Here is a 22,742-nt window from a genome sequence, read left to right as displayed (position 1 = left end):
CTGCTCGGCCAGCTCTACCACTGCCTGCAAACCCGGCAGCACTTCGACGAGCATCGCGCATTCACCTCCTTCTCAGCAGTTCCAGCCGTCGCGGCTTGACTTCTTAGGCACGTGAGATGTCTCTCAGTTGGCGTGCAGGTCGTCCACGTAGAAGCTGCCGTCGGTGGTGGTACCGCTCTCCGTCTGGTTGATGAAGATGTTGAACTGGGAGAGGTCGGCGAGGTCTTCCGGGGTGACGCGCCGGTCGGCGTTGGCGGTGTCCCAGGGGGCGGGACGGAAATCGGCGAAGGGAATCGTCACGGTGCCGCCCTCGGTGCCAGCCATGGACGGATATGCCTCGTACGCGACGCCGCCGGCGACGAGCTGAAGCACCAGCCTGTGCTGGGAGCCGTCCGGCTTGAGCCACAGCGAGAAGGTGTCGAAGGCGGACCAGTCGCCCTCCAGGCGTCTGCCGATGCCGGTGTAGTCCTGGAATCCGAAGTCGTAGTCGAAGCGCAGCGCGTTCTCGCCCGTCCCAACCGGGTCGTGGGAGAGCGAGATCGTGTTGGTGCCGTAGGGGCTGTACTCGGAGCGCAGCGCGGTGTCGTCGACATGGCCCTCGAAGTCGTCCATGACGCCGGGGGGCAGCGGCGGCTTCTCGCCGAGGATGACGCGGTAGTCGTCCCCGAGTGTCCGATGGCCGGGCAGGACGGCGCGGACGCGCAGCTCGGTGACGGTGTTGTCGAGGTTCGCCTCGCCGATGTCCCAGGTGCCGGTGTAGTACCCGGTCGCGCCGTCGAGTCGCAGCTCGTGCCGCGTGGGGTCGTCGCCGACCGTGTAGTACACCTGCCGCGGTCGGGCGTCGGAGACGCGGACCCGGACGGTGGTGGTCGGGGTGGTGACGCGCTCACCGTCGGTGGGTGACACCACGTGCAGGAACGGCTCATGCCGCTCGGCGCCTACCCGTCGGTCGAAGACGTCCCGCAGGTCCAGGCCGGAGCTGAAAACCGTGTCCGGATCCGCCTCGAAGTCCCGGAAGTCCGGCAGGAGTTCGTGCTCGGCCAGGTCGTCGTGCGCCGGGTAAGGAACGAAGTACTGGTCGGTGCCGAAGTTGGCCCAGGTCATCATGTAGGCGGTGCACGAGGCGTCCGGGTCGGCGGTGATGGCGTCCAGGACCTGGGTGTACCACTGGAGGTTGCCGTTCTGGCCGTTGGGCTTCAGGGCGCCGCTCTCGCCGAACTCGGTGAAGGCGGAGACCTTGCCGCGCTCCTCGGCTATCCGGGCGATCATGCCGAGGTCGGCCACCACGCCGTCCCGCCACTGCTGCGAGGCGTCGGTGCCGTCGTAGTTGTCGTAGCCGAGGACGTCGACGAAGTCGTCCCCCGGGTACGTGCGCATGTAGACGTCGTCGATGCCCCCGTAACCGCCACCGGGCCCGTACGCGTACAGCAAGTTGTGTACATCCCTGGTGTCGCGCAGGTACTCGACCGTGTAGCGCCACAGCTCGATGTACTGGGAGGGCGAGGCGTGGGCGGCGCCCCACCAGAACCAAGAGCCGCTGTTCTCGTGGAACGGGCGGAAGATGACCGGGATGGGATCTCCCTCGTCATCCGTGATGGCGTGGGCGAGCCGTGCGACGCGGTCGAGGTAGGCAGTGAACTCGTCGTTGTGGTCGCCTCCTGGCAGGATGCGCTCGACGACGTCGCCGTTGGTGTCACCGTAGTTGCCGCCGGTGACGAAGTTGTTCATGTGGGCGCTGATGGTGTTGATCCCACCGATGCGGTGCGCGTCCTGGATCAGCTCCACGAAGGTGGCGAACTTCTCCTCCGGTGTGCCGGGTGAGGACCCGTAGCCCTCGTCGCTCATGTCCCAGCCGAACACCGCCGGGTGATCGCCGACGCCCGCCAGCACGTCGGACCTGACGCCGTCGGCCTCACCGATCGTGACACCGAACTCGGTGGTCTGCTGGTGACCGAAGAGAATGCCGCTCCCCCGCTGATCCCGCAGGTAGGAGAAGAGGGAGCGGGTCTCGTCCGTCGCCCGCGGGTCGGCGATCTCCACCGTGCGGGTCTGGGGCCGCGACTCCCCCGGAACGGCCGGTGCCGCTGTCGCGGTGAGCGTGGCGAACAGACTGACCACCAAGGTGCCGACCGCCGCCACGGCGGTCAACCGCCCACCAAGCCCTGCGGCTCTGCGTGGTTTCTTCATACGCCTCTCCTCTGCGGGGAGCTGAGTGGTGGTGGCAGAAGGACTATAGGGGACTTACTTAGATCAGTGAAGTAACTTGGCGATGTTAATTTCAACGTTGCAAGATCACGCCGCCAACCCGTGCCGTACGGGTGCCCGGGCCGCGCCCTGCTGACCTCCGTCCATGTCGATCCCGGCCTGACCGGCGCGGGGCTGGCCCACCGCCTGAACGCCACCCCGCAAGCAACGCCTCCCTGGTGGCCCACCTGGAGGTCCGGGACCAGGGGGAACGACGCCGACCGCACCCGCGCCACCGCCACGCGCAGGAGCCCCGACTCACCGACGCCGGTGCGACGGGCCGACGGCATTCCGCCGCTCCGAGCGCGAGGCCCCCGGCACGGGCAGCCCCGAATGCCGCACCTCCGGGGTGGCCCACATCGGCCGGCGATGCCGAGTCACTGACCACACGGGCATATCCCCTCATAATGGATGCATGCAGGGAGCTCCACCCCCCGGCGAGGAGCATGATGCACGCCTCCAGCGATCACGACAGAGCGAGGCGATTGCGCTCGGCGGCATCGCGTCCGCGCTGGTCGACGGCGAGGCCGTCGTGGTGCGGTGGTCCCGTACGGCCGCGGAGCTGCTTGGCCGGACTGCCGCAGAGGTCTGTGGGCGGCCGATCGGACGGCTGCTCGCCGACACACCGGACCGGGATCGTCGCGCCACGCGCTGCGCGGCTGGGATGCCCGCGGCGGGACAGGCGGTGCTCAGGCACCGCTCCGGCCGGACGGTCGAGGTCACCTTCCACGCGCTGCGGCTGGACGACCGCTCAGAGTGGCTACTCCTGGCAGCTCCCACCCAGCAGGTGACCGACTGGGAACAAGGCACGGCCTTCCTGCGCGCGCTGCTCGCCCAGGACCGGATCGGCGTCGGCATCCACGACACGGACCTGACCGTGGTGCGGACCAACGTCACCCCCGACATGTTCGGCGGCCCGAGGCCGGTGGTCGGCGGCCGGCTGCGCGAGGTCCTCTCCAGCCGGGACGCCGAGGACGCCGAGGCGGTGCTGCGCCAGGTGCTGGACACCGGCGTGCCGGTGATCGATCGAGAGCAGGCGCGGTCACCGCACATGTCCGGACGAGTGCGGGCCGTGTCCCTGTCCGCCTTCCGGCTCGAAGACGAGGCGGGCCGCCCCACGGGTGTCGCCGCGGTGATCACCGATGCCACCGAGCGTCGGCGGGCCCGCCGACGCCTGGACCTGACGCACGAGGCCGCCACCCGGATCGGTGGTTCCCTCGACGTCACGCGCACCGCCCAGGACCTGGCGGACGCCCTCGTCCCCGCCTTCGGAGACCTGGCGTCGGTGCACCTCGCCGAGGCCGTACTCGAGGGGAACGAGCCCCCGAAGATCCTCGGCGGGGGGGAGCAGCACCTGCGCCAGGTGGCCGTGGCCTCGTCCACCGGCGTGTGGCCTGCGTCCCTCCCCCCGGCGGGCGCGGTGCTCCCACCGCTACCGGACTCGGCCCGCCTGCGGGCGTTGCAGCGCGGTGAGACCTTCCTCCTGCCCGACCGCGCGAGCGTGCTCGCCGCGGTCGAGGGCAACCCGGAAGTGGTGCGGCTGTTCATCCCCGAGCACGGGCAGTCGATGGTGGGGACCGCGCTGTTCGCCCGTGGCCTGCTGCTCGGCACAGTCACGGTGTTGCGTACCGAGCAGGCCGAACGCTTCGAACAGCAGGACGCAGACCTGCTCGCGGAGATCGCCTCGCGGGCCGCACTCAGCGTGGACAACGCCCGCCGCTACACCCGCGAGCACCGGGTAGCCGCCGCCCTGCAGCAACGCCTGCTCCCCGCCGCCACCCCCGACACCCCGGCGGCGGAGACCGCGGGCCTGTATCGGCCCGCCGCCGGCGGGGCCGAGATCAGCGGTGACTGGTTCGACGTCATCCCCCTGCCCGCCCTCCGGGTGGCCTTCGTCGTGGGTGACGTGATCGGCCACGGCCTGCCCGCCACCGCCACCATGGGCCGCCTGCGCACCGCCGTCCACACCCTGGCCGACCTGGAGCTCGACCCCACCGAACTCCTCACGCACCTCGACGGCCTCGTCCAGCAACTCGCCGGCGAGGCACCCCCCGGACAACGGGACACCATCGGCGCCACCTGCCTGTATGCCGTCTACGACCCGGTCACCCGCCGCTGCACTCTCGCCAGCGCCGGACACCTCCCACCCATCGTGGTCCGGCCCGACGGCACCACAACGGCGATCGACATCTCCCCCGGCCCGCCCCTCGGCGTCGGAGGAATGCCGTTCGAGACCACCACGCTCGAGCTTGACCCCGGCAGCGTCCTCGCCCTGTACACCGACGGGCTGATCACACGCGACGACCACGATCTCGACGCCGGCATCCGGTGGCTGGCGGGCAGCCTCGCCGGGCTGTGCCGCCCCGACCGGGACGTGGACGATACCGGCCGCGCGCTCCTGGCCGACACCGGCTTCGCCCCGCCCCGCGACGACATCGCCCTGCTCCTCGCCCGCACCCGCGCCATTCCCACGGAGCACACCGCCAGCTGGGAGTTTCCCGCGGACCCGGCCGTGGTCGCCGACGCCCGGCAGGCGACCGCCCATCAGCTGGCCCGCTGGGGCCTGGACGAACTGGTCTTCAGCACCGAGCTGGTCGTCAGCGAACTGGTCACCAACGCCGTCCGTCACGCCGGCGGCCCGGTCGGCCTGCGCCTCGTCCGCGAGAAGGTGCTGATCTGCGAGGTCACCGACTCCAGCAACACCCAACCCCGCCTCCGCCGAGCCCGCACCACCGACGAAGGCGGCCGCGGCCTGTTCCTGGTCGCTCAGCTCACCACCCGCTGGGGCAGCCGCTACCTCCAACATGGCAAGACCATCTGGACCGAACAGCCCCTCACCGCAGCCACGCGTCCCGCGCTCTGAGCGGCGACACACCGTGCTCGACGGGACGGCACAACGAGTGGCGCGGTTGCACGAACGCTCAGGGGGCGCCACACATGACCCGCGTGCGATGTCTTGAAGGCACGGGCGAGGCTCTCTAGAGTCCTCCGGGTAAGCGGGGCTGCAACGTCACAATCGTCTACATCAGGAGCCGCTCATGACCGCCCACGGGATCAGCCGCCGCCGCGCCCTCACGTTGGGTGCCGCACCCGTGGCCGCCGCCGCTGTCGCGGGCACCGTCGCCACCACCCGGTCCGCCGCGTCCACCCCCACCACCCCCACCAACGCCGCCGGTTCCCGAGCCGCCGGCGCGGGCCTCCGCGCGGAGCCCGTGAACCCCAACGCGACGCCCCAGGCGCGCAACGTGCTGGACTTCGTTACCAGCCAATACCGCAACCACATCCTCTCCGGCCAGCAGGAATCCACCTGGATCGGCGGCCCGGAGTACGAGATGAACCACATCTACAACAACACCGGGAAGTACCCCGCCATCCGCGGCCTCGACAAGGGTGACTCCCCGGACTACGCCTCGCGCGCCATCGCGTGGTGGCAGGCCGGCGGCATTCCGATGGTCGGCTACCACATGGGCGCACCCACCCACCCCGACACGTACGAGGGCACCCAGATAGCGGTCCCCATCGACGCCGTCCTCACACCCGGAACCGCCGAGTACGCGTCGTGGATCGAGCGCCTCGACGGCGCCGCCGCCCAACTCCAGCAGTGCGCCGACGCCGGCGTCGCCGTCATCTGGCGTCCGTTCCACGAGGCCGGCGGCACCTGGTTCTGGTGGAGCATGGAAGGAGGCGGCCAGTACAACCGCCTGTGGCAGTTCATGTTCGACTACTTCACGGACACCAAGGGCCTGAACAACCTCGTCTGGCTGCACGGGTTCAACGGCGAGCCCGACGGCGCCTTCTACCCAGGCCCGCAGTACACGGACATCACCGGCGCCGACACCTACGCGGGCGACCACAACCATGACCCGCTCAAGGCGTTGTACGACCGGACCCGCTCGATCGCCGGCGACGCCATCCCGATCGCGCTCCATGAGAACGGGCCCATCCCCGATCCCGACCTCCTTCAGCCGGAGGGAGCCGCCTGGGTGCTGTTCAATACCTGGCACGGCGAGCATCTGACGGTGAGCAACTCCGTCGAGCATCTCGCCAAGGTCTACAACCACGACTACGTCATTACCCGCGACGAGGTCCCCGACCTGTCCTGACACGAGCCGTCCCACCTCCCCCGCCAGGCCACGCCCGGCGCCCGGAGACCGCCACGCCCTCTGGGCGTGGCGGTCTCCGGCAGCACTTCCCGCGATGACTGCCGTCAGGCGAGGACCTGACAACGATGAAGGCCGGCCGGACGGATCTGCCCGGCCGGCCGGCGGAAGGTGCTGCTTCCTCCCGGACTGGGGCGGGGTGCCGTCAGCGCAGGTAGATGTTGGGTTGGGGGGGGGGGGTCATGCCGGAGCCGAGGAAGTAGCTGGGGTGGGGCGGCTGGTTGTAGGCGGTGTTCTGCCAGGCGAGGGCGACGCGGTACTGGGCGTCATGGGCCAGGGTGTGCAGTTTGGTGGTGGTGGGCGTGGTGGTGGCGTAGATGCGCAGGGCGTTGTTGTTGGAGTGGCGCCAGATGACCTCCTCGCGCCAGTCGCCGAAGAGGTCGCCGGACAGGACGGGGGTGGACTTGGTGCCGTTGCTGGAGGCGACGCCGCTGCCGGTCAGCAGCCTGGTGTCGCCGCCGGTGCCGTACTTGTCGATCGTGGTGCCGTTCAGGAGCTCGCGGACGGGGTCGGCGTCCCACCAGGCGAGGAAGTTCGCGGAGGAGGGGTTGCGGCCGACGTTGCCGCCGGAGGCGTTGCGCAGGTTGGACATGTTCGGGCCCGATCCCCAGAACTCCGCGCCCGGGTTGCCGGCGTAGATGTCGCCGGCCACACCACGTCCTGGGCCTTCCGAGCCGCTGGTGGGGGTGCGGTGGATGACCTGTCCCGTGTCGGCGTCGTGCAGGTCGGATCCCGGCTGGTTGCTCGCCTCGTGGATGGTGAAGACCTCAAGGCCCGAGCGGTCGGGCACGAAGTCGCCGACGTGCAGGGCGTCGCCGTGGCCGTAGCCGGTGGCGTACATCAGGGTGCCGTTGTCGTCGATGGTGGCGGAGCCGTAGACGATCTCCTGTCGTCCGTCGGCGTCCACGTCGGCGATGGACAGCTGGTGGTTGCCCTGGCCGTAGGCGGCGCCGTTGCCCGAGGCGTTGGAGTCGAACGTCCAGCGCTTGACCAGCTGCCCGTTGCGGAAGTCCCAGGCGGCGATGACGGCCCGGGTGTAGTAGCCGCGGGCCATGATCAGCGACGGGCGTTCGCCGTCGAGGTAGGCGGTGCCGGCCAGGAAACGGTCGGCCCGGTTGCCGTAGTCGTCGCCCCAGGAGGAGACGTTGCCGCGCGGCGGGTCGTAGTTCACGGTGGACATGGCGGCGCCGGTCAGGCCGTTGAACATGGTCAGGTACTCGGGGCCGGCCAGGATGTAGCCGCTGGAGTTGCGGTGGTCGGCGCTGGCGTTGCCGATGACCGTGCCCTGTCCGTCGCGGGTGCCGTCGGCGGTCTTGGCCGCGACCTCGGCGCGTCCGTCGCCGTCGTAGTCGTAGACCTGGAACTGCGTGTAGTGGGCGCCGGCCCGGATGTTGCGGCCCAGGTCGATGCGCCACAGCCGCTGGCCGTCGAGCCGGTAGGCGTCAAGGAATACGTTTCCCGTGACGCCGGACTGGGAGTTGTCCTTGGCGTTGTCCGGGTCCCACTTCACGATCAGCTCGTACTGGCCGTCGCCGTCCACGTCGCCCGGGCTGGCCTCGACGGGGGTGTAGCCGGAGCCGGGGGACTGCAACGGCACGTCGAGGTAGCTGCCGCCGGTGAAGCGCAGCGAGCTCTCGGAGTCCGGCTGTTCGACGCCGTCCACCACCGCGCGCACGGTGTAGGTGGCGTCGGCGGGGGCGCCGTTGTCCAGGTAGTTGGTGGAGTCGGTGATCGGCGAGGCGTTGACCCGGGTGCCGTTGCGGTAGACGTTGAACGCCGTGTCGTAGCTCTCGGTGCCGAGCAGCCGCCAGGACACCAGGTTCCCGCTGCCGGAACGCACCGAGGTCAGGCCCCGGTTGAGGTCCTCCATCTGCTTGGCGTCACCCGTGGGCGGATCGGGATCCTCGCCCTCGACCGGGACGAGCTGCCACTGTTGGTTGGTGCCGTCGTTGTCGGTGTACTGGGAGATCCGGGCGCCGTCGGCGGTGGACCGCTCCCAGACGTCCAGGGCCTTGCCGCTGCTGCGGTTGATCAGCTGCACGTAGCCGCTGTCGGTGTCCACGACGCGGAACTGCTGGTTGGCGCCGTTGCCGTCGGACCACTGGACGAGATTGGCGCCATCCGCCGTGGACGCGGCTTCGACGTCCAGCACCTTGCCGCTGTTCACGGACTTGAGGCGGTAGTAGCCGCTACCGGAGTCGACGAACTGCCACTGCTGCGCGGTGCTGTCGTCGCGCGACCACTGAACGATCGACGCCCCGTCGGCGGTGTCCGCGTTACTCACCGCCATCGCCTTGCCGCTGAGCCGGTTGACCAGCACGTAGGACGCGCTGGTGTCGATGACCGCGGCGTGTGCCCGAGGCGTGGGGAGGACTACCAGCGAGACGACGGCCAGCAACGCCGTCAGCAGGAACGCGACGGGCCCGCGGGATCTTCGCAAACTGTGGACGATCATTGTGCGGCTCCTTCGGATGGGCGGGTAACGACGTGCGGGCTCGCTTCTGGAGACGTGGATGAATCGATTCACTCGGGCGAGCGCGGGTGGGACCTTGTTGTGGAGAGGGTGTGTGGGAGCGCTCCCGGAGATGTGAGGCTAGAGCCGGACCTGGCGGGGCGGCAAGACGCGTGCAGAGCTAAACGTGTTTATCTGTTTGATCAAGTGAGTTCCTGACGCAGAACCGCGGTTGGCCAGTCCTTCATACGACGCGTTCGCGCCAGTGCTTCGACTGCTCCCCACCTGGGAGTGGCGACGGTCGTTACGTCATAGACGCTGCTCAGAGCCCTTTTGCGAGGCCCGGAGAAGCTGGCGAACTTGATGGCTTGCCGCATGCCGCGACGTCTCAGTAGCGTCCCCAATTGTCAACAGAACCGGAAGAACCTCGACGGTCTCTCCGGCGTCGCGACGACGAGCCGCACGCATCGCGACGGAACCTCTCACGCCCGGACCGGGCGACGCCCCGGTCCCGTAACCCACCACTTTCCCCCATGGGTGGCGCGATTCTGGGGTCGCGCAGGGCTCGGCTTGTCATGGTCGCGTCCCCTGGGGGCCATCCGTTGTCCCGGCGCGTCGAGGACACGCCCCACACAAGGAGGATCATTTGCGATCACAACTAACCGACAGCCAGCCCTCCGGGAGAACCAGACCCAGCGGGGCCAGACCCCGGCGGAGAACGACCCTGGCCGCGCTCGTCACCGCCGTGATCAGCCTGATCAGCATCCTGGTCGCAATGCCGGCGGTGTCAGCCGAGGACAACCCGTACCAGCGGGGCCCGGATCCCACGGTAAGCAGCGTCGCGGCCCAGCGAGGAACGTTCGCCACGGCCGAGATCAGTGTGCCGTCCGGCAACGGCTTCAACGGCGGGAGGATCTACTACCCCACCGACACCAGCCTGGGCACCTGGGGCGCGGTCGCGGTCGTGCCCGGCTATACGGCCAGCTGGGAGGCCGAGGGCGCCTGGATGGGCCACTGGATCGCGTCCTTCGGGTTCGTCGCCATCGGCATCAACACCAACACCCCCACCGACTGGGACACCGCCCGCGGCACCCAACTCCTGGCCGCGCTGGACTACCTCACCCAGCGCAGCCCGGTGCGCGACCGGGTTGATCCCCAGCGGCTCGGCGTGATGGGTCACTCCATGGGCGGCGGCGGCGCCATCAGCGCGGCCCAGCGGCGGCCGTCGCTGAAGGCGGCCGTCCCGTTCGCGCCCGCCTCGTTCTCACAGGACCTGTCCGGCGTTCAGGTCCCGACGATGATCATGGGCGCCCGGGACGACGGCACCGTCACGCCGGCCTCCCTCGACCGGCTCTACGCCACCCTGCCCACCACCACCGAGGGCGCCTTCGTCGAACTCTCCAGCGGCGGCCACGGATTCCCCACCTGGGGCAACTCCAATGTGACGCGGCGCATGATCCCCTGGCTCAAGATCTTCCTCGACAACGACACCCGCTACACCCAGTTCCTGTGCCCGGGACTGGCGGACTCCACCGGCGTCTCCCGGTACGGGAACACCTGCCCGTACGAACCGGGCGGATCGACGCCGCCGCCGACGGACGAGGGCCCGATCGTCGGCGCCCAGTCCGGCCGCTGCGTGGACGTCCCGAACAGCTCGCAGACCAACGGGACGCAGGTACAGCTGTGGGACTGCTCGGGCCAGCCCAACCAGCATTGGACACTCACCAGCGCCGGGGAGCTGCGGGTGTACGGAAACAAGTGCCTGGACGCCGAGGCCTCGGCGACCACCGCCGGAACACGGGTCATCATCTGGGACTGCCACGGCGGCGCGAACCAACGATGGGCCCTCAACGCGAACGGCACGATCACCAGCACCCGCTCCGGCCTGTGCCTGGACGCGTACAACGCCGGAACCGCGAACGGCACCCAACTGGTCCTGTGGAACTGCAACGGCGGGCCCAACCAGCGGTGGACTCACGCATAAGAGCCCTTCAGCGCCGGGGCCTCGTCCGCAGCTCGGGCCTGACCGGAGCCTGTGGCCCGGTCAGGCCCCTTCCTCACCCGGGCGGAGGTCCGGGGCTGGGGAACGCCGCCGAGCCGGGCGCGACCTTCGGCGTCGTCGGAGCGCTGGTGACAACCTGCACCACCATCTGACAACAACCGCCCCCCTCCCCCACGCAAGCCGCCACCCCCTCCGACCTCCATGGAGCCTCCATGCCCACCTCACCCCTGAGCCGATCCAAGCGACTCGGCCAGCTCCTGATCCTTCTGGTCGCCCTGCTGACGGCCGCCGGCACCGGCCTCGCAGCCCAGCCCGCCGCGGCAGCCACCTCCACCCGGGTCATGCTGCTGGGCGACTCCATCACCGGCAACAACGGCTGCTGGCGTGCTCTCCTGTGGCAGCACCTGCAGACCACCGGTTACACCGACGTCGACTTCGTCGGCACCCAGCAGAACCCCTACTGTCAGGGCTCCTTCGACATCGACAACGAAGGACACGGCGGCTTCCAGGCCACCGGCATCGTGAGAGACAACCAGCTCCCCGGCTGGCTGTCCGCCACCGACCCGGACATCGTGATGATGATGCTCGGCACCAACGACGTCTGGGGCCACCTGCCCACATCCACCATCCTCAACGCCTACACAACACTGCTCGGCCAGATGCGCGCCAACAACCCGGACGTGCAGCTCATCGTCGCGCAGATACCGGCCATGAATCCCACCGGCTGCGCCGACTGCGCCCAGGGTGCGGTCAACCTCAACAACGCCATCCCCGGCTGGGCGAGCGCGAACAGCACCGAGCGGTCACCGATCACCGTGGTCGACCAGTGGACCGGCTTCGACACGGCCACAGATACCACCGATGGCGTGCACCCCAACGAGACCACCGGCATCCAGAAACTGGAAAGTCGCTGGTATCCCGCCCTGACCGCTGCCCTCGACAGCAGCGGTGCCCCCGATGCCGAGGCGCCCACCACCCCCGGTGCCCCCACCGCCTCCGCGGTGACCGGCACCGCGGCCACCCTCAGCTGGGCTGCGTCCACGGACAATGTGGGGGTCTCCGGCTACGACGTTGTCCGTGTCGACGGCGGCACCGAGACGCGGGTCGCCAGCTCGGTCTCCCGCCAGGTCACCGTGTCCGGGCTGACCGCGAACACCTCCTACGCCTTCGCGGTCTATGCCAAGGACGCGGCTGGTAACCGATCCGAACGCTCGGGCACCGTGGCCGTCACGACCACCGGCGGTGAGACGCCGGGCACCTGCTCCGTCGGGTACCGGGCAGTGGGGGACTGGGGGAACGGTTTCCAGGGCGAGATCACCATCCGCAACACCGGTACCGCCGCGATCAGCGACTGGGAACTGGGCTTCACCTTCACCAGCGGCCAGACCATCAACAACATGTGGGGCGGCACTCCCACCCAGAACGGCGCCGCGGTAAGCGTCACCCCCGCCGCCTACAACAACACCATCCCAACCGGCGGCTCCGCCACCCTCGGCTTCATCGCCAGCCGGGGCAGCACGAACACCACACCCACCACCTTCACCCTCAACGACAGCACCTGCGCCACCGCCTGAGAACAGGCGCCACACCCCGTCCCCCTCCGCAACCCGCGGCGACGTCACACCCGCGGCGACCAGACAACGAAACACCCGTCGGCCCGGCCCCACCAGCCGGGCCGACGCCCCGCCCCACTTCGGACCTGGACAGCTCACCTCCTGGTGCCGGACCGTCCCCGGAACTGAGGCACCGGAGGTCTACCGGCTGCTGGACTCGCCCGGCCGTCCGGCCGAACCGATCATCCTCTTCGACTGCGAGGCCCGGCGAACGGCCCTGGGCCGGTCTGCCTGTACAGCATCGCTGTGCGGTCTCGACGTCCCCGGGCTCTTTGCCTGGGCGGGCAGGCACGGGATCCCGTTCCTGCATCTGCTCGGCGGCCCACGCGGGTTCGACCTCGCCCGACGCGACAAGGCCACCATCCGGCGATGGCGGCGCCGCGCAGGCCGGAGAACCGATCACCGGCGTCACCGCCGGGCTCGTCTTCACCACCCGGCGGGAACGCCGCTCGACGCCGCCAACGTGCGCAGGGCCTTCCGGCGGCGCTGGGCAGGGCGGAGGGCATCGATCCGGAGACCTTTGACGCCTCGGGAGCTGCGGCACAGCTTCGTGTCGCACGGGTCATGATCTCTTCTTCCGCTCGGACGGGCGCGGAGGCGGTGCAGAGACAAGCGGCTCTGGCACCGCCTCCGCGCGGTGGGCCCTATTCCTGGATGAACTCCCAGGAGGTGTCGTCGCCTGCGGCGTCCTCGGACAGGCGCTCGAGTGCGGCGGTGGCCGAGGAGCATCGCAATCCCGACGGCAGCCTGCCGAAGTACGACTACACGGTGAACCCCCCGCGATCTGGGACTCGGCTGCGAACTATCCCGACCGCACCGGCATCGAAGGCCACCCCCGCCGGCCACGTCATCGCAGCTGGAGCAGGTCGTTAGCGGTGCGCAGGACGGGGTGGGTGAGGAGGGTGCTAGGGATGAGGTCGGTGGTCGTGTGGACCGTGAACTCGGCTCGTTCGCCTGGGAGGAGGGTGATCAGGGCGTCGTCCGCTTCGGCGGTCGGGTCGGCCCGGTCGACCAGCAGGGTGAGGTCCTTCACCACCGAGTCAGCCACGATGACGACCCGGTAGCCCTCGGCGGTGCGCGTGGCCTCGCCGGTGAGGCGGGCCGGGGGCAGCCCACTGACGCGGTCCTCGTGTGACCACCACGTCGCCCGCCGCGCGCCGTCCGCCTCGGCGGTGAGCAGCCGGGGCGCGGTGCCGTCGCCGAGCAGCGCGGCGGGCACCGGCACCGTCTGGGTCCGCCGGGGCGCGACGTCGAGCGCGGCCTCGGCGACCCCGGCCGGGGTGCCGTCCAGGCCGTACGCGCGCAGCGTGACCGTGCCCGCCCAGGGCTCAGCGTGGTCGTCGAGCGCGACCACCTCCAGGCCGTCCGCCGCCTGGCGGAAGGTCAGCAGCCGGTCGGCCTGGGCTTGACGCAGCGCGTACCAGGCCGGCTTGCGCCGACCGTCGCCGTCGATCACGGCCCAGGACACGACCGGCCAGCAGTCGTTGAGCTGCCACAGCACGCTGCCGGTGCACAGCGGCGCGAGCGAGCGGAAGTGGCTGACGCCGAACGCGATGGCCCGCGCCTGGTTGAGTTGGGTCGCCCAGTGCCAGTCGTCGAACGTCTGCGGCGTCGGCAGGTGCGGCTCGAGTCCGCGGCGCAGTTTCTTGTTTCCGTCCTCGGCCTTCTGGTGCACCAGCAGGTGCGGGCCGTCCGGGCGCAGTGGCTGGTCGTGCACCACGCGGGTGAGCGCGGTCCACGTCGGCGGGCCCTGGTAGCCGTACTCGGAAGCGAACCGCGGCCGGGAGTCGGCGTAGCCGGTCCAGTCGCGGCTGTTCCAGACGTCCCAGATGTGCGTGTCGCCCAGCCGCGGGTCGTCCGGGGAGGCGTAGTCGCCGAAGGAGTAGGGGCTGTTGGGCACGTACGGGCGGGTCGGGTCCAGTTCGGCGACGATCCGCGGCAGCAGGTCCTCGTAGTACCCGGCGCCCCAGGTCAGCCCGGCCAGCCGGGCGCGCCAGCCGCCCCATTCGGCGAACGCGGCGACGGTCTCGTTGCCGCCGCACCACAGCGCGAGGGAGGCGTGCGAGGACAGCGTCGCCACCGCTTCGCGGGCCTCGGCCTCCACCTCACTCCACAGGGGTTCCTCCTCGGGGTAGCCGGCGCAGGTGAAGGGGAAGTCCTGCCAGACCAGGACGCCGAGTTCGTCACAGACGTCGTAGAACTCGTGCGGCTCGTAGATGCCGCCGCCCCATACCCGCAGCAGGTTGCACTCGGCCTCGACCGCCTGCTCGACGCGGCGGCGGTAGCGGTCTGCGTCCACCCGGGTCACGAACGCGTCGTCCGGGATCCAGTTCGCGCCGCGGACCAGCACCTCGGTGCCGTTGACGGCCAGGTGGAACGGAATGCCGTCCGCGTCGGCCGTGGTGTCGAGGGTGACGGTGCGGAAGCCCACCCGCCGTACGATCTGGTCGAGTTCGGCGCCGGTCGCGTCCGACAGCGTGACCTGGAGCGGGTACAGCGCCTGGTCCCCGTAGCCGCGCGGCCACCACAGCGCGGCGTCGGGCACGTCCAGCTCGACCGTCACCCGCGGCGCGCCCGCGGGGACGGTGACGCGCGTGGTGTGGCCGCCGATCGCGACCCCGACGGTCACGCCGTCGGCGGGGGCCTGTGGGGTGGCCCAGGCGACGTCGAGCTCGGCGGTCAGCCGGCCGGTGGTGCCCCGCACCGAGGTGAGCGGCCGGACGCTCGCGAGCCGCGCGGTGTGCCACCGCTCCAGCGCGATCGGCCGCCAGATTCCGGCGGTCACCAGGTCGGGCCCCCAGTCCCAGCCGAAGTTGCAGGCCATCTTGCGCAGGGCGTAGAAGGGGTGCGCGTTGACGTGTGGTCGGGGCCCGTAGCGCTCGGCCGCGCGCTCCACGAAGTCGAGGGCGGAGGCGAACGTCACGGCGAGGTCGTGCGCGCCCTCGCGCAGGCGGTGGGTGAGGTCGAACCGGTAGGTGCGGAACTGGTTCTCGGTGTGGCCGAGGTCCTCGCCGTCGAGACGGAGGTCGGCGAGCGTGTCCAGGCCCTCGCAGACGAGCTCGACGCGCTCGCCCGGCGCGGGCGCCGCCGCGTCGAAGGACGTGCGGTACTCCCAGGCGTGGCGGCCGATCCAGGCGAGCGCGGACTCGTTGTCCGCGTCGAAGGGGTCGGGGACCAGGCCGGCCTCCATCAGGTCGGTGTGCACACACCCCGGCACCGTGGCCGCGACGGGCGTCCGGGTCGCGTCCTGGTGGGCCGGGGCGGGCGGGCCACCGGCGGAACGCAGGGTCCATCCTGTGTGCAGCAGCGTGCGGTTCACGTTCTCTTCCATTCGTTCGCGGTGTGCATGGCTTGAGACCGTCACGATCAGCGGGAGTTCGGCCTGCCCGGGCCGCACATACCCACGGCCCTGGCCTCGACACGGACATGCCGATGGGCCCGGGCTCCACGCGGCTCGGCGCCGTGTGGAGCCCGGGCCAGCGGTCAGCCGAAGTCGGGGAGCTCGTCGCGGGTGATGACGTAGTCGTGGTCGTACACCTTGCGCAGGTGGTCGACGGAGTTCCCGTCCGTGAGGTGTTGGCTGTTCCAGGTGTTGAACCACAGCCAGTCGGTGCCGGTTGACTGGAGCTGGTCCGGGTCGGGAATGGGGCCGTTCTCGTGCAGGGCGACGGGGAGCTGGCCGCCGACGGCGTCGCGGGCGGCGGTGTAGAGCGTGTGCTGCGGGTCGTAGTTCTGGTTGCCGGCGTAGGTGTCGGCTCCGGCGATGTCCACGTAGTCCCTGCCCGGGTAGAAGTCGGACTGCGGCTCGCCGTTCATGCCGAACATCCAGATCAGGTTGTTCAGGCCCTTGGTGTTGGTCAGGTAGTCGTAGGTGTACTGCCACAGCCGCTGGTACCGGGGGCCGCCCTCCTTGCTCCACCAAAACCAGGTTCCGCCGGCCTCGTGGAAGGGCCGGAAGATGACCGCGGCGCCGGCGTCCTCCAGCAGTTGGAGGTTGGCAGCGGTGGCGTCCAGGCGCTCCAGGAACGAGGCGTTCTCGGCCGTGCCGGCGGTCAGCACGGCGTCGATGGACACCCACATCTGGCTGCCCTCGTAGGTGTCCGGGTGGGTCGGCGCGCCCATGTGGTACGCGACCTCGGGGAGGCCACCGGCGTTCCACCAGTCGATGGCCCGCCCAACGTAGTCGGTCGTGGCCTGGTCCATGCCGCGGATGGCGGGCAGCTTGCCGGTGTTGTCGGAGATGTAGTCCATCTCGTACTCGGGGCCGCCGTTCCAGGTGCTCTCCTCCTGACCCGCCAGGATGTGGTTGCCGTACTGCTCGTGCAGGTAGCACAGGACGTCGCGCACCTGCTGGGTGGCGCTGGGGTTGACGGGGGACACGGTGCACTCCTGGGTGGGGTCGCCTGCGGTGTCGCTGCTGGAAGCGGCCGAGGCGGTGCCGAGCAGGCCGAAAGACAGGATCGTCGTCACCGCTACGACGCCCGCCACGGTCATCCGTGGCGTGGTGCGCGGGGTGTGCTGCTGCATGGTTCTCTCCGTCCCGAAGAGATGTGGGGGTGAGGGAGCCGCGGGCGAGCGGCCCAGACTGTGGCGCGCCCGGATCGCGATACGACGTTGCAATCACATAAGACCGTACAAAACGGCCCAGTTCTGCCAAAGAATGATGTGGGCTTGTGCGCGGCGGTGTGGATGCTGTTCGAGCATCCACACCGCCGTCGACTCAGAAGGCGGGCAGGTCGTCGCGGGTGATGACGCTGGAGTGGTTGAAGACGTACTGCAGGTGGTCGTCGGAGTTGTCCTCACCCCAGCTGTTGAACCAGCTCCACCAGGTCTGGTAGGCGTCGAGGAGGTCGGGGCTGGGGTTTTCCCCGTTTTCCGACATGGCCACGATCTTGCGGTCGTCGACCAGGTTGACCATGTGCTCGAACGCCCAGCTGTTGGGGTGGAAGGAGCCCTTGGGCAAGTAGGAGTCGTAGCTGACGATGTCGACGTGGCTGTCACCGGGATACCAGGCGGGGTCGGCCGAGTTCCAGACCCAGAGGAGGTTGTTGATCCCGTGGTGGTTGGTGAGCCGGTCGTACATGAGGTGGTAGAGCTCGATACACGGGCCCGGCCCCTTGGCGCCCCACCAGAACCAGGTGCCGTCGGCCTCGTGCAGCGGGCGGAACAGGAGGGGGGCGTTGACCGCTTGGAGCCGCTGCAGTTGGACGGCGAAGGCGTCGATGTCCCGGAGCAGCAGCTGGTACCGCTCGGAGTCGGGATCAGCGAGGACTGCCTCGATGTCGAAGGTGGTGGAGTCGGTGTAGAACCCGCGCCACCATTCCTTGCCCGGTTCGTCGATGAGGTCGGTGGGGGCGTTCCAGTGGATGCTGGCGGTGAGGAGACCGCCCTGCTGGTGCCAGGCCAGGGCGTTCTCGGTCTCGGTGATGACCGTGCCGGGGTCGTACCGTTCGACCCGCGACGGGGAGTAGTCCCCGAAGTCGATGCCCAGGATCGCCGGGTGCAGGCCGGTTACGTCGTACACCCGCTCGGCGTTGGCGAGCCCTTGCTGCCCGGAGAGGATCTGGTGGCCGTACTGGTCGGCGAGGTACCGCAGCAGGGTCCGTGCCTCGGAGGAGGCGTTCGGGTTGACGGGCGCGGCGTTCACTGAGTACTTCGAGGGCGCGCCCGACGGTTCGATGTCGAGGTAGTCCATGTCGTAGTGACCCCATCCGCCGCCGAAGGTGACGGTGTTGCCACCGGGCTCCAGGAGCACGAGCCCTGCCGGACCGGCGGTGAAGTCGGCGGCCCCGGTCAGTTTGATCCCACCGACCGGAGTGTCGTTGAGGTTGAGGTCGATCGTCTTGTCGTAGCCGCCCTCGGTGCGATAGCCGAGCTTGATCCGGCTGAGTTGCTGTGTTGCGGATTCGATGGTGAACCGCACCGTGTCGGTCTCCGCGCTGAATCCGGTCACGTAGCCGGCCCCGGAGAACCCCGTCCCAGCAGTGGCGACCGTCACGTTGCCGGTGAGGTCGGCGTCTTCGGCCTCGTATCGTGTGACGCTCTTCGGCGAGTGATTCCGCCGCCTACGATCGGCTCGGTCGTCCGGTTCGGACGAGGCCAGCGCGGGCAGCGCCCCTCCCACCGATGCCGCTACTGCCGCGCCGGTGACGCCGGCCAAGAACGTCTTCCGCGTCATACCTGAGGCATCCGACGCTTCACCTTCCATTGCATTCACTCCTGTGTGGTTGCTTCTTCTCGTTCGATGGCGGCGCGGCGCTCGACCAGGCAGCGACATGCCTGGCAGCTCCGCCGTGGTGCGCTTGCGGTCGCCACCCGCCCGCATCGCAAGGTGACGGACGAGGTGACCCCCATAACATTTGCGTCACTAAATTGATTCGGGTAATCATTGGAGTCGCGTGTCGGACCGTTGTCAAGGCCGTCGCCAGAGCCAAATTTCTCGTCCGGGCGCCAGCTGTCCGGCCGCACGCTTCTGACCTCGGAGTCCACTGATCGCTGGAGTGCCGGTGCCGCAACCGGAGTTTCGCCCCGGGGCGCGCGTCGGGCTCGCTGCCCGCACTCTCGTCGCACCGCATGCCGGCCCCTGATCGGGCTCCGAGGCCAGGCCGCGCCCGTTCGATCGGGGACCTGATCGATCGGGACCAAACACTTGACCGACTCAATTTAGTGGGCTAATACTTACGTCGCCGCAGGTCAGCGCAGTTCTCGCGATTGCCCTGCACCGTGACGTGCAGGTCAACCCGTGCCAGAGGAGACCCGAGCATGGCAATACACCCGGCCACCGAGACAGCCACATCGCACCGCTGCAATGTGGAGCCCGTCAGTCCGGCCGCGACTCCGGCGGTTCGCGAAGTCCTGAGCTACCTGTACGAGCTGCCGGGCCGGCGGATCCTGTCGGGCCAGGAGGAGTCGACCTGGAACGGCGGGCCGGAGTACGAGATGGACTACATCCTCCGCGTCTCCGGCAAACCGCCCGCGATCCGAGGGATGGACCAGGGGACCGACGACTACGTCGGCCGCGCGATCGACTGGTGGAACGCGGGAGGGATCCCCTCCGTCGCGTACCACATGGGCGCGCCGACCTTCGACGACAGTTACGAAGGCTGCCAGCAGGCCGTATCGATCGATGCCGTGCTGACCGTGGGAACGCCGGAGCACACATCGTTCATGGAGCGACTGGACGGGGCTGCAGCGAACCTCAAGCGGTTGCAGGACGCCGGTGCTGCTGCGATCTGGCGACCGTTCCATGAAGCGGGAGGCGCCTGGTTCTGGTGGAGCAAGGAGGGCGGTGCGCAGTATCGGCGGCTGTGGCGGCACACCTTCGACTACCTCACCGGCGCCAAGGGCTTGAAGAACCTGATCTGGCTGCTGGCGTTCAACGGGGAACCGGATCCGTCGTTCCATCCCGGCCGGCGGTACGTCGACCTGGTCGGCGCCGACACCTATGCGACAGCCGGTGACTACGGCCCGCTCGATCGGCTGTACGCCGCGGCTCGGGCCGCTGCCTGCGATGAGGTGCCCGTGGCACTCCATGAGAACGGACCCATCCCCGCACCGGAACGACTCAGGGCGACCGGAGCGAACTGGCTGTACTTCAACACCTGGAACAGCGAACACCTCACCGAGAGCAACTCGGTCGACCACCTGCGCCGCGTCTACCACGCCGGCATGGTGGTCACCCGCGACGAACTTCCGGACTTCGGCCGGTCCCTTCACGTTGAAGGGGCGGTGCAGCGATGACTTCCGTGCCTGCACCCCGCGAGCTGTCGTTCGACCGTGGCTGGCGCTTCCTGCGAGGCGACGTCGACGGCGCGGAGTCCGCGTCGTTCGACGACAGCCAGTGGCGCACGCTCGACGTTCCCCACGACTGGAGCATCGAGGACCTTCCGCATGCGGACTCCGACGACGGCGCGGCCACCAGCTATCCCTCGGTCCTCGTCTACGCGGAGGGAGGGGAGCCGTCGGCGCCGGAGCCGCCGAGCGTCATAGGCCCGTTCGACTTCGCGGGAAGCGAAGGAAAGCGGGACACGGGCTTCACCGTGGGCGGCGTCGGCTGGTACCGCAAGCGGTTCACGCTGGACGACTACGCCGCTTCCGCTCGGGGCGGCGAAAGCCCGCATGTCGAGCTGCGGTTCGACGGTGTCTACCAGAACGCCGACATGTGGCTCAACGGGGTCCACCTCGGTTTCCACCCCTACGGTTACACCTCGTTCGCCTACGACCTGACCCCGCATCTGCAAACCCTCGGGACCAATGTGCTCGCGGTTCGGGTGGGCAACTCAGGTGCGAACAGCCGCTGGTACTCCGGCTCCGGGATCTACCGGCACACCTGGCTCACGGTCACCGGGCCCGTCCGGATCCCGATGTCCGGCCTCCACGTGACGACACCGTCCATCAGCGAACAGCGCTCGACAGCCGAGGTCGAGGTCTCCGTGGCCAACCTCGTTCGCTCTGACGCCCGCAGTAGCGTCCGGGTCTCGGTCTTGGATCCACGGGGGCACGTCGTCGCCACGGCCCAGGGACAAGAGAAGGAACTCGCCGCAGGCGGGCGGTCCACTGAGACGCTCAGGCTGGAAGTCGAACGCGCACCCCTCTGGTCCCCGGAGTCGCCCGCCCTGCATGCCGCGCGCGCCGAGGTCCTGGTCGACGGCGAGGTCGTCGACGTCGTCACGGTCGACTTCGGCTTCCGGTCGCTGACATGGAACGGCACCGAGGGCATCCTCCTCAACGGGCAGCCGATCACGGTGCGCGGGGGGTGTGTCCATCATGATCACGGCCCGCTCGGCGCGGTGTCCCTGGTCCGCTCCGAACAACGCCGCGTCGAAATCCTCCAGGCGGCTGGCTTCAACACCATTCGCGCCGCGCACAATCCACCGGACCCGGCGTTGCTCGACATCTGCGACCGCCTCGGCATGCTCGTCATGGACGAGTTCGTCGACATGTGGGACGAGAGCAAGAAACCCGACGACTACAGCCTCCACTTCGCCGACTGGTGGGAGAAGGACCTCTCGGCCATGGTGCTGCGGGACCGCAACCACCCCAGCGTCATCATGTGGTCGATCGGCAACGAGATCCCCAACCACGAGAAGTCCGACCGCGGGTGCCAGATGGCCGCCCTCGTCCGAGGCCTCGACACGACGCGGCCGATCACCCTGGCCGACGGGCACGACGACACCACCGCCCCCGCATGGGACTACGTCGACATCGCCGACGTGCACTACCAAGCCCAGGGCCAGGGCTACGGCGGCATGGCCGAACTCCACCGGGCTCACCCCGACCAGCCGCTCACGCAGAACGAGAGCTTCCCCGCCACCATCGCCGAGGACGAGTCCTTCACCAACGAGCACCGCTGGTTCGTTGGGAACTGGGTCTGGACGGCGTGGGACTACCTCGGCGAATCCGGCCTGGGCAAGACTCTTGTCACCGAGGAGGGAACCGGGGCCGCCCTGGGCGACAAGACGTGCGCCCCCGGATTCCACAGCGCCCTCGACCTATACAAGAAGCAGGGCGGGTACGGCCTGGACTACCCCTACTTCCAAGCCAACTGCGGCGACTTCGACCTGATCGGGCAGCCCAAGCCGCAATCCCGGTGGCGCTCGGCGGTCTGGGGGCGCAGCCCGGTCGAACTGCTCGTCCAGCGCCCCGTGCCGGCGGGCATGGAACAACTTGCCCTTCGATGGGGCTACTTCGACGAGCTGGAGAGCTGGACCTGGGAGGTCCCGGCCGGCACGCCGATGACGGTGCATGTGTACACGCCCGGCGACTCGGTGCGCCTGCTGCTCAATGGCATCGAGCGGCCTGAACTCGCCTCGGTGCGGCCGCACCACTGCACCGCCACGTTCACCGTGCCCTACCAGCCGGGGACGCTCACCGCCGTCGCCAGCAGCAACGGACGGGAAATCGGACGGAAGACGCTCGCGACCGCCGGCCCGGCCGCGGCACTGCACCTCGAGTCCGATGTCACGACGCTCAACGCAGACCCCGACGAACTCGCCCATGTCCTGGTGTCAGTCCTGGACAGCGACCGGCGACTGGTTCCCGACTCCGTCGTACGGGTCGCCTTCGAGCTCGAGGGCCCCGGGCGCCTCAAGGGAGTCGGCAACGGAAATCCCCACAATGTGGACAGTTTCCAGCAGCCGCGCCGACACACCTGGCACGGCCGCGCGTTGGCGATCGTCCAGCCGACCGGGGAGCCCGGCCACATCACCCTCACCGCACGATCCGACAACCTCACAGCGGCCGCAGCGACGCTGATCGTCCGCTAGGCCCCA

General features: G+C 69.4%; 10 protein-coding genes and 2 pseudogenes. 7 read left to right on the top strand and 5 right to left on the bottom strand.

Features of this window, described 5'->3' with window-relative positions; genetic code table 11:
- Positions 1-123 precede the first annotated feature (123 nt).
- Positions 124-2,187, bottom strand: a complete 2,064-nt coding sequence (locus ABGB06_RS36490; protein WP_347598926.1) for a glycosyl hydrolase — start codon at positions 2,185-2,187, stop codon at positions 124-126.
- Between the two features lie 589 nt (positions 2,188-2,776).
- Here ABGB06_RS36490 and ABGB06_RS36485 point away from each other — a divergent pair.
- Together ABGB06_RS36485 and ABGB06_RS36480 are read left to right on the top strand one after the other, a co-directional pair.
- Complete coding sequence (locus tag ABGB06_RS36485) at positions 2,777-5,107, top strand: SpoIIE family protein phosphatase (RefSeq protein WP_347598935.1); 2,331 nt, start codon at positions 2,777-2,779, stop codon at positions 5,105-5,107.
- Between the two features lie 175 nt (positions 5,108-5,282).
- The gene (locus ABGB06_RS36480; RefSeq protein ID WP_347598923.1) at positions 5,283-6,347 is read left to right on the top strand and encodes a glycosyl hydrolase; all 1,065 of its coding nucleotides are present in this window, start codon (positions 5,283-5,285) and stop codon (positions 6,345-6,347) included.
- A gap of 202 nt (positions 6,348-6,549) precedes the next feature.
- Here ABGB06_RS36480 and ABGB06_RS36475 read toward each other — a convergent pair whose 3' ends face one another.
- Positions 6,550-8,859: an RICIN domain-containing protein gene (locus ABGB06_RS36475; protein ID WP_347598920.1), complete on the bottom strand. Its 2,310-nt coding sequence runs from the start codon at positions 8,857-8,859 to the stop codon at positions 6,550-6,552.
- Between the two features lie 772 nt (positions 8,860-9,631).
- Here ABGB06_RS36475 and ABGB06_RS36470 point away from each other — a divergent pair.
- The 3 genes and pseudogenes from ABGB06_RS36470 to ABGB06_RS36460 form a co-directional block, all read left to right on the top strand.
- Positions 9,632-10,267, top strand: a pseudogene (locus ABGB06_RS36470) (dienelactone hydrolase family protein); the annotation flags it as partial.
- A 192-nt stretch (positions 10,268-10,459) separates the two neighbouring features.
- Positions 10,460-10,840: pseudogene (locus tag ABGB06_RS36465) on the top strand (RICIN domain-containing protein); the annotation flags it as partial.
- A gap of 230 nt (positions 10,841-11,070) precedes the next feature.
- Positions 11,071-12,432, top strand: a complete 1,362-nt coding sequence (locus ABGB06_RS36460; protein WP_347598917.1) for a cellulose binding domain-containing protein — start codon at positions 11,071-11,073, stop codon at positions 12,430-12,432.
- A gap of 886 nt (positions 12,433-13,318) precedes the next feature.
- Here the strand turns inward: ABGB06_RS36460 and ABGB06_RS36455 are convergent.
- The 3 genes from ABGB06_RS36455 to ABGB06_RS36445 all read right to left on the bottom strand — a co-directional run bounded on the left by ABGB06_RS36455 (position 13,319) and on the right by ABGB06_RS36445 (position 18,649).
- Positions 13,319-15,802: a glycoside hydrolase family 2 protein gene (locus ABGB06_RS36455; RefSeq protein WP_347598914.1), complete on the bottom strand. Its 2,484-nt coding sequence runs from the start codon at positions 15,800-15,802 to the stop codon at positions 13,319-13,321.
- Between the two features lie 152 nt (positions 15,803-15,954).
- Positions 15,955-16,998, bottom strand: a complete 1,044-nt coding sequence (locus ABGB06_RS36450; RefSeq protein ID WP_347598911.1) for a glycosyl hydrolase — start codon at positions 16,996-16,998, stop codon at positions 15,955-15,957.
- Between the two features lie 193 nt (positions 16,999-17,191).
- Positions 17,192-18,649: a glycosyl hydrolase gene (locus tag ABGB06_RS36445; protein ID WP_347598908.1), complete on the bottom strand. Its 1,458-nt coding sequence runs from the start codon at positions 18,647-18,649 to the stop codon at positions 17,192-17,194.
- Positions 18,650-19,233: 584 nt separating this feature from the next.
- Here ABGB06_RS36445 and ABGB06_RS36440 point away from each other — a divergent pair.
- A complete protein-coding gene (locus tag ABGB06_RS36440; protein WP_347598906.1) occupies positions 19,234-20,211 on the top strand; it encodes a glycosyl hydrolase in 978 nt (325 codons plus the stop codon).
- Entirely contained in the window at positions 20,208-22,736 is a 2,529-nt protein-coding gene (locus ABGB06_RS36435; protein WP_347598903.1) for a glycoside hydrolase family 2 TIM barrel-domain containing protein, read from the top strand. Before ABGB06_RS36440 ends, ABGB06_RS36435 begins: the two co-directional genes overlap by 4 nt.
- The last annotated feature ends 6 nt before the right edge of the window (positions 22,737-22,742 follow it).

This window comes from Streptomyces sp. B6B3 (genome assembly GCF_039871525.1).
Lineage (GTDB): Bacteria > Actinomycetota > Actinomycetes > Streptomycetales > Streptomycetaceae > Streptomyces.
The sequence above is the reverse complement of the archived record's forward strand: the minus strand, read 5'-3'. Positions and strand labels throughout refer to the sequence as shown.